Source organism: Ornithinimicrobium pulveris, from assembly GCF_050261105.1.
Lineage (GTDB): Bacteria > Actinomycetota > Actinomycetes > Actinomycetales > Dermatophilaceae > Ornithinicoccus.
Genome location: NZ_CP189837.1, coordinates 3,174,191 through 3,186,765, shown reverse-complemented (window position 1 = coordinate 3,186,765; position 12,575 = coordinate 3,174,191). Strand labels below are relative to the sequence as shown.

15 protein-coding genes are annotated in these 12,575 nt (G+C 71.1%); 4 read left to right on the top strand and 11 right to left on the bottom strand.

The window, feature by feature from the left end:
• Nucleotides 1-3: 3 nt before the first annotated feature.
• The 3 genes from ACQBAT_RS14870 to ACQBAT_RS14860 all read right to left on the bottom strand — a co-directional run bounded on the left by ACQBAT_RS14870 (nucleotide 4) and on the right by ACQBAT_RS14860 (nucleotide 2,255).
• The gene (locus tag ACQBAT_RS14870) at nucleotides 4-558 is read right to left on the bottom strand and encodes a hypothetical protein (protein ID WP_420748723.1); all 555 of its coding nucleotides are present in this window, start codon (nucleotides 556-558) and stop codon (nucleotides 4-6) included.
• Between the two features lie 9 nt (nucleotides 559-567).
• Nucleotides 568-1,596, bottom strand: coding sequence for a saccharopine dehydrogenase (locus ACQBAT_RS14865; RefSeq protein WP_420748722.1), 1,029 nt, complete (start codon nucleotides 1,594-1,596; stop codon nucleotides 568-570).
• A 107-nt stretch (nucleotides 1,597-1,703) separates the two neighbouring features.
• Nucleotides 1,704-2,255 carry a hypothetical protein gene (locus ACQBAT_RS14860; RefSeq protein ID WP_420748721.1) on the bottom strand — a complete coding sequence of 184 codons (552 nt, stop codon included), beginning with the start codon at nucleotides 2,253-2,255 and terminating at the stop codon, nucleotides 1,704-1,706.
• 175 nt (nucleotides 2,256-2,430) lie between these two features.
• Here ACQBAT_RS14860 and ACQBAT_RS14855 point away from each other — a divergent pair, with 175 nt between their 5' ends.
• Both ACQBAT_RS14855 and ACQBAT_RS14850 read left to right on the top strand, forming a co-directional pair.
• Nucleotides 2,431-3,150, top strand: a complete 720-nt coding sequence (locus ACQBAT_RS14855; RefSeq protein WP_420748720.1) for a response regulator transcription factor — start codon at nucleotides 2,431-2,433, stop codon at nucleotides 3,148-3,150.
• On the top strand, nucleotides 3,151-4,386 hold the full coding sequence (locus ACQBAT_RS14850) for a histidine kinase dimerization/phospho-acceptor domain-containing protein (protein WP_420748719.1): 1,236 nt from the start codon (nucleotides 3,151-3,153) through the stop codon (nucleotides 4,384-4,386).
• Here ACQBAT_RS14850 and ACQBAT_RS14845 read toward each other — a convergent pair.
• From ACQBAT_RS14845 to ACQBAT_RS14810, 8 genes are all read right to left on the bottom strand, one after another.
• The gene (locus ACQBAT_RS14845) at nucleotides 4,361-4,840 is read right to left on the bottom strand and encodes a hypothetical protein (protein WP_420748718.1); all 480 of its coding nucleotides are present in this window, start codon (nucleotides 4,838-4,840) and stop codon (nucleotides 4,361-4,363) included. The two genes, ACQBAT_RS14850 and ACQBAT_RS14845, sit on opposite strands and share 26 nt — an antisense overlap.
• Before the next feature lie 46 nt (nucleotides 4,841-4,886).
• A complete protein-coding gene (locus tag ACQBAT_RS14840; protein ID WP_420748717.1) occupies nucleotides 4,887-5,315 on the bottom strand; it encodes a hypothetical protein in 429 nt (142 codons plus the stop codon).
• A gap of 157 nt (nucleotides 5,316-5,472) precedes the next feature.
• Nucleotides 5,473-5,673 carry a hypothetical protein gene (locus ACQBAT_RS14835; protein WP_420748716.1) on the bottom strand — a complete coding sequence of 67 codons (201 nt, stop codon included), beginning with the start codon at nucleotides 5,671-5,673 and terminating at the stop codon, nucleotides 5,473-5,475.
• Nucleotides 5,670-6,827, bottom strand: a complete 1,158-nt coding sequence (locus ACQBAT_RS14830) for a MalY/PatB family protein (protein ID WP_420748715.1) — start codon at nucleotides 6,825-6,827, stop codon at nucleotides 5,670-5,672. Before ACQBAT_RS14830 ends, ACQBAT_RS14835 begins: the two co-directional genes overlap by 4 nt.
• Nucleotides 6,824-7,732: a hypothetical protein gene (locus ACQBAT_RS14825; RefSeq protein WP_420748714.1), complete on the bottom strand. Its 909-nt coding sequence runs from the start codon at nucleotides 7,730-7,732 to the stop codon at nucleotides 6,824-6,826. Before ACQBAT_RS14825 ends, ACQBAT_RS14830 begins: the two co-directional genes overlap by 4 nt.
• Nucleotides 7,733-7,763: 31 nt before the next feature.
• Nucleotides 7,764-8,768, bottom strand: a complete 1,005-nt coding sequence (locus ACQBAT_RS14820; protein WP_420748713.1) for an aldo/keto reductase family protein — start codon at nucleotides 8,766-8,768, stop codon at nucleotides 7,764-7,766.
• A gap of 10 nt (nucleotides 8,769-8,778) precedes the next feature.
• Nucleotides 8,779-9,627 (bottom strand): hypothetical protein, encoded by an 849-nt coding sequence (locus ACQBAT_RS14815; protein ID WP_420748712.1) that lies wholly within the window; start codon nucleotides 9,625-9,627, stop codon nucleotides 8,779-8,781.
• Between the two features lie 45 nt (nucleotides 9,628-9,672).
• Nucleotides 9,673-9,798, bottom strand: a complete 126-nt coding sequence (locus tag ACQBAT_RS14810) for a hypothetical protein (RefSeq protein WP_420748711.1) — start codon at nucleotides 9,796-9,798, stop codon at nucleotides 9,673-9,675.
• A 154-nt stretch (nucleotides 9,799-9,952) separates the two neighbouring features.
• On the opposite strand from ACQBAT_RS14810, the gene ACQBAT_RS14805 reads away from it, so the two are divergent.
• Both ACQBAT_RS14805 and ACQBAT_RS14800 read left to right on the top strand, forming a co-directional pair.
• On the top strand, nucleotides 9,953-10,561 hold the full coding sequence (locus tag ACQBAT_RS14805; RefSeq protein ID WP_420748710.1) for a DUF5701 family protein: 609 nt from the start codon (nucleotides 9,953-9,955) through the stop codon (nucleotides 10,559-10,561).
• A gap of 457 nt (nucleotides 10,562-11,018) precedes the next feature.
• Nucleotides 11,019-12,575: a DUF222 domain-containing protein gene (locus ACQBAT_RS14800; RefSeq protein ID WP_427197712.1), complete on the top strand. Its 1,557-nt coding sequence runs from the start codon at nucleotides 11,019-11,021 to the stop codon at nucleotides 12,573-12,575.

Sequence of the window (12,575 nt, the reverse complement as noted above, 5' to 3'; positions counted from 1 at the left end):
GCGCTAGTCCCCGGGGCTGATCTCGTCGTCGGGGTGCGCGGCCTCGGCCATCACCGCCAGCATCACGATGCCGGTGACCACCGCGGCGACGCAGGCCCACCCGGTCCAGGTCGCCAGGCCGGCGGTCAGGCCCATGACCCCGATTGCGGTCATCGCCCACCCGAGGAGGGCGAAGACCGGGGCGCGGAAGGCCTGGGCGAACGGCACCAGGTGCAGGCCCACGCAGATCACGATCACGGCCGGCATGAGCGCGTCGCGGTCGGCCTCCGGCAGGAAGCTCCGGCCGACCTGGATGCCCAGGATCATGGCCGCGACCGAGGCTACGTAGATCAGCCCGGCACGCGGGCGCGGTGGCCGGACGCGGGGGAGCGCCTCGGCGGGGGAGAGCCAGACGCGGTAGACGTAGAGCGCCAGCACCAGGCCCCAGCTGGCCAGCGCCACCAGCGGCCACGGATCAGGCAGCGCGTTCCGGTTGGCTAGCACGAAGACCGTGGCACCGATGGCACCGACCAGGCTGCCGATGCGGTAGGGGTGGGCGTACTGCTGCACGGTGGTCACGGGAGCCCCTTAGATGAGGTGCCGGTGGAACCACTCCAGGCTGGCGGCCCACGCACCCTGCCGCTCGGCCAGATCGGGCAGGAGCGGCGTGAGCTCGGCGGAGAAGCTCTCCGAGGACTCCAGCGGGAGCAACGAGGGCAGGTTGTCGATCGCGATGACCTCCAGCGGGTTGCCCTCGGAGCCGAAGGCGCGCACCGGCTCGTCCCAGGTGGTGATCGCGGTGTTGAAGGGCAGCAGGTTGGCCTCCGAGGTGACGTCGCAGGTGACGTCGCCGACGGTGCGCAGCCGGCGCGGCACGTCCAGGTCGGCGGTGTCGACGAAGGGCTCACGCTTGGTGTCGCTCACGACGCAGTTGATCAGCAGGTCGTGGGCGAGCAGAGCGTGCTTGTCCAGCCTTTCGGTGTCGGCCCGGTCCCAGCGGGTGATGGTGCAGCCAGCGATCTCCAGCGCTTCGATGGCGCCTCGGCCGGAGCGTCCACGGGAGCCAATGACCAGGGCCCGCTCCGGGTCGTGGCCCTCCGCGCTGGCGCGCAGCTGCTCGTCCAGGTCAGCGCGTGACATCGGCGCGACCCCCCCCGGCAACAGACCGCGGTGCCGGAGGACGGCCAGGGCAGCTCCGACATACCCGGCCCAGAAGCCGAAGGCGACCACCCGGCGGCCGTCGACGGTGAGGTACTCCACGTCGAGCAGCTGCCCGCCGCCGCGGCGGAAGCGGTCCAGCACCTCCTGGGCGCCCTCCTGCCCCTTGTAGGCGTGCGCGAAGTAGACGTGCGTGTGGCTCAGGTCGGCCGGGTCCTCGGGGAGCTCCTTGATGCCCACGACCACGGCGCCGTCCGGGGCGTCGACCCAGGAGCCGAACGGCGCCACCGAGCAGCCAGCGGCAACGAAGTTCTCGATCGGGATGATCCGGGTCGGCGACTCCTCGACCGTGACGGCGAAGCCGTCGGCGATCAGGCGGGCGGCATCGGCCGGAACGATCGGGACGCGCTGCTCGGTCGGACGCGCCTCGGCGCGGATCCACAGGTGCGGGGTGCTCATGGGGCAAGGGTAGGTCCGAACGACCGAGGCGGCGCCACCCTGTCCCTGAGGTGGCGCCGCCGGTCGGCCCTCTCGCGGTGTCCCGTCCGCGGGGCCGGTGATCCTGCTCAGCCGTCGAGCCCGGAGGCAGCCTCGACGGTGGGCAGCTCGTGGACGAACGTGGCGTCCTCGAAGTCAGGCTTGTCGCCCGGGAAGGTGATGGTGAGGCGGCTGTAGTCCTGCACCGCCTCGCCGGTGACCAGGCCGTCGGCCGACACGGTGACCGGGTAGCTGATCGGGTCGCCGCCCTCGGCGGCGGTCGGGGCGACGACGAGCTGGCCCTCGGCGTGCGCCGTGGCGGTGCCCCAGTCGAACCATTCCAGGCCCTGGAGGGTCTCCAGCCCGTCGGCGCAGGTGAGGGTGATGCTGTCGGGGCGGTTCAGCGATTCGCCATCGCAGTCGCGGATCATCGTGACCTCGCTCATCGGGTCGGCCGCGAACTCGCCGCCCTCGAACTCCTGCTGGGGCGCATCGTCCTGGCCACCCTGGGCGACGGCGATACCGGCGGCGGTGCCGGTGATGGCCAGGGCGAGCAGGCCGCCGGTGATGACGCGGCGGCGACGCGAGGTGCCGCGGGTCGTGGTGCGGGTGGTGGGGGGAGTGGCGCTGGTGCTGTTCATGAGGGTGGTCCTTTCCTGATCCGAGGTCCCTCCGGTGGCTCCCTTCGGCGACATGGACAACACTGCTCGCCCTGCCTCACGGTGACCGCACGCCCACCTCACAGCTCGCTCACACTTTGTCCGCCGGCTCCGCCGGGCCTGTCCGAGGGGTGGTCCGGCTCCTAGGCTGGGGGCCGTGCCACCCGCCGCCACCTCGCCACCCGCTGCCAGCCAGCCGATGTCCCCGACCGTCCTGCTCGTCGAGGACGACGAGATGCTGCGCCGGACGACTGCGCTGGTGCTGCAGCGGCAGGGCTTCACGACCCTCGTCGCCCAGGACGGCGTGGCGGCGCTCGAGGTGCTGGACGCGGCGGATCGCCGTCCGGAGGTCGCCGTGGTGGACGTGATGATGCCCAGGATGGACGGGCTCACCCTGACCCGGCGCCTGCGCACCCGCCCCGACACCGCGGACCTGCCGATCGTCATGCTCACCGCCCGCGACCTCACCGGAGACCAGCTCGCAGGCTTCTCGGCGGGGGTCGACGACTATGTCGTCAAGCCCTTCGACGGGGAGGTGCTCGCCGCACGGATCCGGGCCGTGCTGCGGCGCGGAGCGGCGGTGGTGAGCGCCACAGGCCTCACCCTGGGCGAACTCACCATCGACCTCGCGGGGATGAGCGTGCGCCGAGGGGAGGAGGAGATCACGCTGTCGCACACCGAGTTCCGGCTGCTGGAGACCTTGCTCGAACATCGCGGTGCGGTGCTCTCCAAGGCCCAGTTGCTCGACCGGGTGTGGGGAGTGGGCGAGTGGGCGGACCCGCACGTGGTCGAGGTCACCGTGCAGCGGCTGCGCTCCAAGATCGGACCGGAACTCATCGCCACGGTGCGGGGCGTCGGCTACAAGGTCGGTGGCTGAGTGGGGGTCCATTCCCTGCGCGTGCGCATCGCGCTCGCGGTCGCCATCATCAGCCTGATCGTCTCCTCCCTGGTCGGCCTGGCCCTGGCTGATCGGGCCGAGCGGTCAGCCGTGCAGGCGCTGCGGGAGCAGACGCTGGGACAGCTGGACGCCGCGGCAGCCGGCTATCGGGTGGACGGGCGGTTGCGCGGTGGTGCCACGACGGCCACGCGCGGTCCCGCCGACCTCACCGCTGGCCTGGCCGAGGGGGACCGGCGCAGCTTCTATGACGGCACCACGATGTGGGCGGCCGAACGCATCGGGCCCTCTGTCGTGCTCACCATCGAGGCCCCCGGCCAGGAGCTGCGGGAGGAGGCAGCGACCCGCGCGCGCTGGTTGGTCCTGACGATCCTGGGCTCCGCGGTCGCGTCCGGGTTGCTCGGCTGGGTGGTCGCCACCGCGCTGTCCAGAAGACTGCGTCGCGCTGCGCGGTCGGTGCACCGGGTAGCGGCGGGCGAGCCTGGGGCACGGGCCCACGAGGGCGGGCGCGACGAGGTGGCCGCCCTGACCCGGGCCATCGATGAGATGGCCGATCGGCTCTCCGCCCGGCTCGAGGCTGAGCAGGCCTTCACCGCCGATGTCGCGCACGAGCTGCGGACACCGCTGACCGGCCTCGTCAGCGCCGCCGAGCTCCTCGGTGATGACGAGGCGGCAGAACTCGTCCGCGCCCAGGTGCGCCGGATGCGGCTGCTCGTCGAGGACCTGCTGGAGATCAGCCAGCTGGAGCGCGGCACCGAGGACGTGGTCGCGCAGCCGCTGGACCTGGCCACGATCGCGCCCGCGCTCCTGGACCGGGCGCGTACCCATCTGGCCCTCGATGTCGGACGCGCTCCCGAGATCACCCTGGAGGTCCGCTCCACCGGAACCGTGCTGGTCGAGGAGCGTCGGCTCGACCGGGTGCTGAGCAACCTGTTCACCAACCTCGCCCGGCACGGTGGACAGCGTGGCCGACTCCTCGTGGAGGGCACCAGCCTGATCCTCGAGGACGACGGCCCGGGCTATCCCGAGGAACTCATCGGCCAGGGGCCCCGGCGCTTCCATGGCCTCGGGGCGAACAAAGGCTCCGGCCTAGGCCTGACTATCGCCCTGCGTCAGCTCCAGGCGATGGGTGGCCGGCTCGTGCTCGGACAGGCTGAGGCTCCCTGGACCGGGGCCCGCACGGTGATCGAGCTCAGCGGTGCTCCGGCGCGACGCTGAAACTCTCATCCTGCGCCAGGCCGTCGGGGCGTTCATCCACGAAGTGCACGACGACGCTGCCATACACCTGGGTGGCCTCCAGCTGCACCAGGTCCTCCGCCTTGACCGTCACCGGGAACCGGACCAGCTCCCCCTCGGCGCAACTCGGATCGCAGGAGTTGATCACGAACTCCCCCTGCCCGTGGGCGATCTCCTCGCCCCAGGCCGACCACGACATCCCCTCCAGGCCGGCGTTGCCATCGGCGCAGGTCAGCACATAGCTCGGCGGCTGCTGGACCGGGTCCTCATCCACGCAGCTCCACAGATAGGTCGCCTCGGCCGCGCTGCCCTGCTCGGCCACCGCGGGCGTCGCGGGGCCATGATCGATCGGGGCACCGTCCGCCTGGGTGCAGGCCGTCAACGAACCCGCGGTCAGGACCAGCAGGACGCAGACGAGGAGGGGGCGCGGCGGCATACGGGACAGTGTGCCCGCCCGACCTCACACCGAGCTCACACAGGGCTCACGGCACCAGCCACTCCAGCGCGCTCGCCCTCCGGCGCTCGGCGAGCGCGAGGGCGCGCCAGGACAGCACCAGCAGACCACCGAGCACGATCGGGGCGAGGAAAGCCGTCGTCATCACGAGCAGATAGGTCCGATCGACCGCGCCCTGGGACCAGGGCCACTCCCCGAGCGCCGCCGACAGCAGCCCGATGACGACCAGCATGAAGCCGCCGATCAGCATGGGCAGCGAGAGGATCACCAGGAGCGTGTACCCCACGAGGTCGAGGGACCCGCTCATCGTCGCCCGCGGCGCGCTCTCCGGCACGCCCCGGCCCAGCTGCCCGGGAAGGGTGGTGGCCCACTCGAGCAAGGGCTGCACCCGCGTGCGATCCTCCACCGCCACGGTGAGCCACTCGCCGGTCGCACCGGCCACCGCGGTGGCCAGCAAGAGCAGCGCCAGGATCGCGCCCAGGGGATGGGCGAAGGCCGCCAGCGCGCAGATCAGCGCCAGGATCAGGCTGGCGTAGAGCGTGTAGCGGCAGGTCTGCCGCAGCCACCGCCCCCTCGACGTGGGCTCCCACGGCGTCCAGCCGACCTCGCGCTCCTCACCGGTCGACTCGAGCGTCTCCCGCGACCGGAGGGCGGCCAGGCGTTCCCGAGCCAGGAAGTGTGCCGCGATCGCGCGGTCCGGCGCGGTCCTCGTCGCTGCGCTCGCGGGGCGGACTCGCGACCCAGGCGACCAGCCTGCGCAGGTGGCGCTCCCAGGCGCGGCCGATCTGGGCGGCCAGGCCGGTGCGGCGGCTCACCGGGCGGCCACCGCCGCTGCCATCCGGCGGACGGCCTGGGTCATCAGCTCCTGGCTGGTGCCGATGTTGAGCCGCGCGAAGCCCTCGCCGGTCGCGCCGAAGGCCGGGCCGGGGGACAACTGCACCCGCCCCTTCGACAGGAAGGTGGCGGCCGGGTTGTCGCCCAGCCCGAGCTCGCGGCAGTCCAACCACGCCAGGTATGACGCGTGACCGGGCTGGAAGCGGACGTCGGGCAGGTGCTCGGCGAGGAGGTCCACGAGCTGGGCGGTCCGCGTCTGGAGCTCGGCCCGCACCCTCGCCAGCCAGTCTCGGCTGTGGGTGTAGGCGGCGATCGCGGCGTACTGACCCAGGATCGAGGGGGACCAGTCGATCTCCTCCCGGATCTGCGGCCAGCGGCCCTCGACGGCGGTGGCGCCGACGGCGAGCTTGAGGCCGGCGGTATTCCATGCCTTGGACGGGGAGTGCAGCGCGATGCCGACCTCGCGGGCCGCGTCGGAGACGGTCAGCCAGGGGACGAACGGGCGGGGAGAGCCGGGGTGCACGAGCGGTGCGTGGATCTCATCGGAGATGACGATGGCGTCGTGCTCGGCGGCGAGGTCGGCGAGCTGGGCGAGTTCCTCGTGGGAGTAGACGTAGCCGAGCGGGTTGTGCGGCGTGCAGAGCAGGATGATGCGCGCCCCCGAGGTGAGGGCCTGCGCCATCCCGTCCAGGTCGAGGCGGCCCCCTACGGCGATGTCGAGCATCGGGACCTCGAGCGGCTCGAGGCCGAGACCGGCGAGCCAGGGGTAGAAGGACAGGTAGACCGGTGGGTTGATGATCACGCGGTCGCCGGGCGTGGTGAGCGCCCGGAGAGTCTCGTTGACCCCGTGGCCGACGTCGCTGAACAGCCGTAGCCGGCCCCCGCCTGCCTCGGGGTCCCAGCCCCACGCGTCGCGGGCGAAGCCGGCGAAAGCCTCGGTGACCGGCGCGGGGGCACCGGCGTAGCCGAAGTCGGAACGGGAGATGGCGAGGTGCAGCGCCTCGGCGATCGCGGGTGCGGTACGCACGTCCATCTCGGCGGTCCAGGCGGGCAGCACGTCCGTTGGCACCCGACTCCACTTCGCCGAGCGGTGTTCGCGCAACTGCTCCAGCGTGAGGTCGAAGGGAGAGCTCATGAGCCCAGTGTGCCCGGGGTGTCCTCGGGCTCGGGGACCAGCCACTCCAGGGCGGAGTGGCGGCGGTGCTCGGCGAGGGCGCCGAGCCGCCACGCAGAGAGCAGGACGGCGCCGACCGCGATCGGCGCGACCACCGCCGTCACCAGACCCAGGATCAGGTCGGGCTCCCAGAAGTCCGAGAACGTGCCTCCGAAGGCGGCGGCGAGGAGCGCGATCACCGCGAACAGGCCGAGGAAGACGAGGCCGATGATGATCGAGATGGCAAAGGCCATCAGCACGGCGTAGGCCAGGCAGCCCAAGGCGCCGGTGACCGTGGTGCCCGGCGAGCTGCCGGGGACGCCGCGGCCGAGTTGACCCGGGCGCGTGGTCGCCCACTCCAGCAGTGGGGCCACCCTGCGCCGGTCCAGGGCCGCTGCGGTGAGCGCCTCGGCGGTGAAGGTCACCGCGATCAGCAGCACCAGCAGGCCCGCGATGCCGAGTCCGGCGTCTCCCACGACGGAGCCGGCCAGGAGAACGACGGGGATCGCCAGCGCGATGACCAGGGACATCACCTGGAAGGTCTGCTGCAACCAGGCCCCACCTTCGGGCGCCTGCCAGGGCACGGTGAGGGCCTCGCGCTCCTCACCGGTCGGCTCGAGGGTGTCCCGCTCGGCCAGGACGGCCGCCCGCTCCCGAGCCAGGAAGTCCGCAGCGACGGCGCGGTCCTGGGTCTCGGCATACCGGGACCGTTGCTCGGGGGTGAGCAGTCGGGCGAGCGTGGCGCCGTCCCGGCGGGCGCGCTCGGCGTCGTCGGGCTGGGCCGGAGGTGCGGTCGCCCAGGTGATCGCCCGCATCATGATGGTGGGCTTGTCCGCTTCGTCGCGGCGGTGGCCGCGGCCGTGGCGGATCAGTTGATACATGCTCATGGTGAGTACCCCAGTCCGTTCAGCGCGAGGCTCAGCAGACGCGCTCCTGGGGAGCGTGCTCGGCGGTCTTGCCGGCGTCGCGCTCGACCACATCACCCAGCGCCTCGTCGATCGCGGACATGGTGTCCTCATCGAGGGTCACCCCCGCGGCCTTGACGTTGTCCTGGACCTGCTCGGGGCGGGAGGCGCCGACGAGCGCAGCGGCGACATTGGGGTTCTGCAGCACCCAGGCGATCGCGAGCTGCGGCATGGTGAGGCCGGACTCCTCGGCGATGGGCTTGAGGCGCTGGACGGCGGTGAGGGTCTCCTGCGACATGAAGCCCTTCATGCCGCGGCCCATCTGCTCGTCCGCGGCGCGGCCTTCGGTGGGTGCCTGGCCGGGAAGGTACTTGCCGGAGAGCACGCCCTGGGCCATCGGGCTCCAGACGATCTGGGAGATGCCCAACTCCTCGCAGGCCGGCACGACCTCGGGCTCGATGACCCGCCAGAGCATGGAGTACTGCGGCTGGGAGGAGATGAGCTGGAAGCCGAGTTCCGTGGCCAGGGCGTGGCCCTCGCGGATCTGGTCGGCGGTCCACTCGCTGACGCCGATGTAGAGCGCCTTGCCCTGGCGGACGATGTCGGCGAAGGCCTGCATCGTCTCCTCGAGCGGGGTCTCGGTGTCGTAGCGGTGGGCCTGGTAGAGGTCGACGTAGTCCGTCTGCAGGCGGGTGAGGGATCCGTTGATCGACTCCATGACGTGCTTGCGGGACAGGCCGGTGTCGTTGTGGCCGCCGGGGCCGGTGGGCCAGTAGACCTTGGTGAAGATCTCCAGGCTCTCGCGGCGCTCACCCTTGAGGGCCTCGCCCAGGACGCTCTCGGCCTTGGTGTTGGCGTAGACGTCGGCGGTGTCGAAGGTGCTGATCCCGGCGTCGAGGGCGGCTCGCACGCACTGGTGGGCCACCTCGTTCTCCACCTGGCTGCCGTGGGTGAGCCAGTTGCCGTAGGTGATCTCGCTGATCTTCAGACCGCTGTTGCCGAGGTATCGAAACTCCATGCCCTCCAGACTAAGCGTCGTGCTGGGCTTGCTCGACCAACCATTCGGTGGCGCTGGCGCGTCGGCGCTCGCTGCGCTGGAGGGCTCCCCAGGCGGCGGCGACGCCCCAGGAGAGGAGGAGCAGGCCCGCGCCACCGGCTCCGGTCTGGAGACCGATCTGCACGAGGTCACTCCCCGGTCCATCCGCCACGAGGGAGATGAGGGCGACCCCGAACCCGGAGAACGTGAGGAAGCTGCCCACGATCAGCAGGATGTAGGCCATCAGATAGGCCATCAGGTCAAAGGCCCCACTGATGCTCACAGCCGGCGCGCTCCCCGGAAGTCCGCGGCCCAGTTGCCCGGATCGGGTGACTGCCCAGCTCAGCCGGGAACGCAACCGGTCCTTCTCGACCGTCGAGGCGACGAGCCAGCGGGCAGTGAGGAGGCCAACTCCGAGGACCGGGGCGGCGAGGAGGACTACGAAGAGCCAGCCGTAGAAGAACATGGCGACCAGGCAGACCGGGATCGCCAGGGTGCACGCGATCGCCAGGACGTCCAGGATCCGGACGAGCAGGAGCCGTCCTCGGGGGATCGGCTGGGCCCGGTCCAGGAGCTGGCGCTCGTGCGGGCTGCTGGTGTCGGGTCGCAGCATCAGCGCCTCGAGCCGCTGGCTGCGGATGAGCTCTCGCACCGCGTCCCGATCCGAGGTGCCCCCAAAGGTCCGCACCTGCTCATCGCTCATCAGGCGCACGAGCACGGCCGCGTCCTCGTCCGCGCGCTGGCTGGCGCTGCGATCCGGCAGTTGCGAGACGCGCCCCATGTAGTCACGAATGAGGCCATGCGCGTCGGCGAGGAAGTTGTAGTGAGCGATCGGATCCACCCCCCTTCGGCAGGAGAGTGTAGGTGGGTGTGCTGCCAGGCGGACTCAGTGGGCGGGGCGATCGCGGCGCTCAGAAGCCCAGTCGACCCAGAGGGGGACGATGGCAAGGGCGGCATAGAGCAGGATGCCGAAGGTGATCGCGAGGTTCAGGAAGAGCTGGGTGATCGTCATGTCCCTACCGTCGTGCGCGCCACCCGCACCCCGCGTCAGCCCGGCGGCTGCACTTGGGGGAGAAACGTCATACCGGGGGCGGAGGGTGTGCTTGCGTGGAATGCGACCGAGCGGGCAGGCGTTGGCCCAGTCCCGCTCGTCGACCTGGAGGACCATGAGCCGTTACGTCGCTGCCCTGCCCGCACTCTCCGATCAGTACGCCCGGTTGACCGGGCTCGGGCTCGACCTGCCGCCCCTCCATGCGGATCTTGAGGGTGACCTTCTCGTGGTCCACCCGCGGGTCGTGTCGGCGGCTGGGTTGGCGCCGCTGCTGTGGCTCGATGAGCGGCCTGGTTTCGTCGTGGAGGATCTCACCGACCTGGCGGAGTTCGGTCCCGCTCCCGGGGTGGAGGTGCCGGACGCTGCCCTGTATGCCGTGTCCGCGCCAGGCCGCGGGGACGAGTTTGCGAACCTGAGCCCAAACGAGGTGGATCCCCAGATCAGGGCTGCTGGCCGCGACCTGATGACGGTGTCCGAGGGGATCTGCTGGGCGCTGCAGGTGCCGGAGGTGATCGAGCGCAACCACTGTTTCATGACGACGGGATCGCGGAAGGTGGGACGGCGGCTCGGGGCTCTGGATTCCCGCGTGCCAGCCCTGTGGATCAGCAACGGGGCCGGGCGGGATGGCACGGAGCGTCGCGGGGCGCCCAAGGTGGGCTGGTGCTGGGCGGGGAATCGGCACACCTGGCTGGGGATTGCATCCGTCGGTGGGCGCTCAGGCTGACCCCGAGTTGTCGGTGTCGGTATGGCGCAGCTGCCCCGACGAGGTCCCTGGCCTCGGCGGTGGGCCTGGCTGTCCACATGGTCGGGCGTGGTGGGGTGCTTGTCCACAGATGGGTGCGTGGGGGTGGGGTGTGTCGGTGGTGACTCTTAGGATGTATGTACGAGGTCGGGTCGAGGGGATCTGGTCACAGCAGCAGCATCTGAGCGCACCTGGAGGGGGTGAGCGGGCATGGCGAAGAAGGCGGGATTATCAGCGGGCGGTGGTGGTGCTTCGGCCCGGCCGGTCCCGGGCGAGGGGGGGGGGGGCGGCCGCCTCGGGGACGCTGGCGGGCCAGGTCCGCGAGTTCGCAACTGCGTTGGTCGGTGCTGATCTGACTGGGTTGTCGGATGATGACCGGTTGGAGTTGCTGCGGTCTTTGGAGGATTTGTCCCGGTCGGTGGCGGGGGTGGGTGCTCGGGTGCAGGTGGCGTTCGCGGATTCGCAGTGGGATGCGCAGAAGGAGGCGGGGGTGCCGGTGCGGCGGCGGGCCCAAGCGGTGGCTGATGATCTGGCGACCGCGCGCAAGACCTCGCCGTATTGGGGGTCGCGGGAGCTGACCACCGCGAAGGCGCTGGTGGCCGAGTTGCCTAAGACGTTGGCCGCGTTGGAGTCTGGGGTGATCAACGGGTACCAGGCCAGGATCATCTGTGAGGCGACCACGACGCTGGACCCCCAGGACCGGGCGCAGGTCGATACTCGGTTGGCGCCCAGGCTGGAGGGGATGTCCACCCGGGAGATCGGTGCGGCGGTGTCCGCGTTGGTGTATGAGCTGGATCCCCAAGGGTTCGTCAACCGGGCCCGTACAGCGGCCAAGGATCGGGGTGTGTCGATCCGTCCGACCCCGGATGTGATGTCGTTGTTGAGCGCTAGGTTGCCGGCGCCGATGGGGATCGCTGCCTATAACGCTCTCCAGCAGCACGCGGTCACCGCGAGAGCCAGTGGGGATCCGCGCACGGTGAACCAGGTGATGGCTGATGAGGTGTTCGCCCGGTTGACCGGGCGCACGATCGTGGACGGGATCGATGTCGAGATCGGGCTCGTGATGAGCGACACGGCCCTGTTCGCCGGAGACAGCGACCCGGCTGACCTGATCGGGTACGGACCCATCCCCGCACCCCTGGCCCGCGACCTCCTACGCCCCCACGATCTCCAAGCACCCGCCCAGCCCGACCAGGAGCCCGCCGAGCCCGGCCAGGAGCCCGCCGAGCCGGGCGAGGACGCCGCACCGCCGCCGCCACGAGCGGCCGCGGGCGAGGCAGCCGGGGTCTGTCCGGACGGGGCCCGCTGCACCAGCTTCGACTGTGCCCTGCTCCACGGTCACCTCCCGACCAACACGCCATCACCCCTACCCGAGCCCGGCCCCGAGCCGGAGCCCCAACCGAAGTCGAAGTCGGACCTTGGCCCTGAGCACGAGCCGCCCGGGGGTTCTGGGTCGGGTGGTTCGGGTGGGGCCTCGGTGGTGAGGGTGGCGCGGGCGTGGGTGCGGCGGTTGTACACCGACCCGGTGACCGGGACGTTGGTCTGTCGGGATCCGCGCAAACGGTTCTTCACCGGGGCTGCGCGGGCGTTCATCATCGCCCGGGACCGGACCTGTCGCACCCCGTGGTGCGGTGCCCCGATCCGCGACATCGATCACCTGATCCCGCACTCCGAGGGCGGGACCAGCACCGTGCAGGACGGGCAAGGGCTGTGCCAACGGTGCAACCTGGCCCGCCACCGCGACCGGCAGAACACCCCCCAGGCCAGCGACTACCGCGGCCCCGGGGTACTGCTCGACACCCACCTCGGCCGACCACCACACACCGCCCAGACCCCTCACCGGACCGTCGAGAACCCAGATCACAGCGTCACGAGCTCAGACCAGTGCGCCAAGAGCTCAGATCACAGCGGGCATCGACCCACCGCCCGCAGCGACACCAGCCGCCGCAGCACCCACCACAGCAGCGACAGCGACGACGAACCAGCCAGCGCCTGA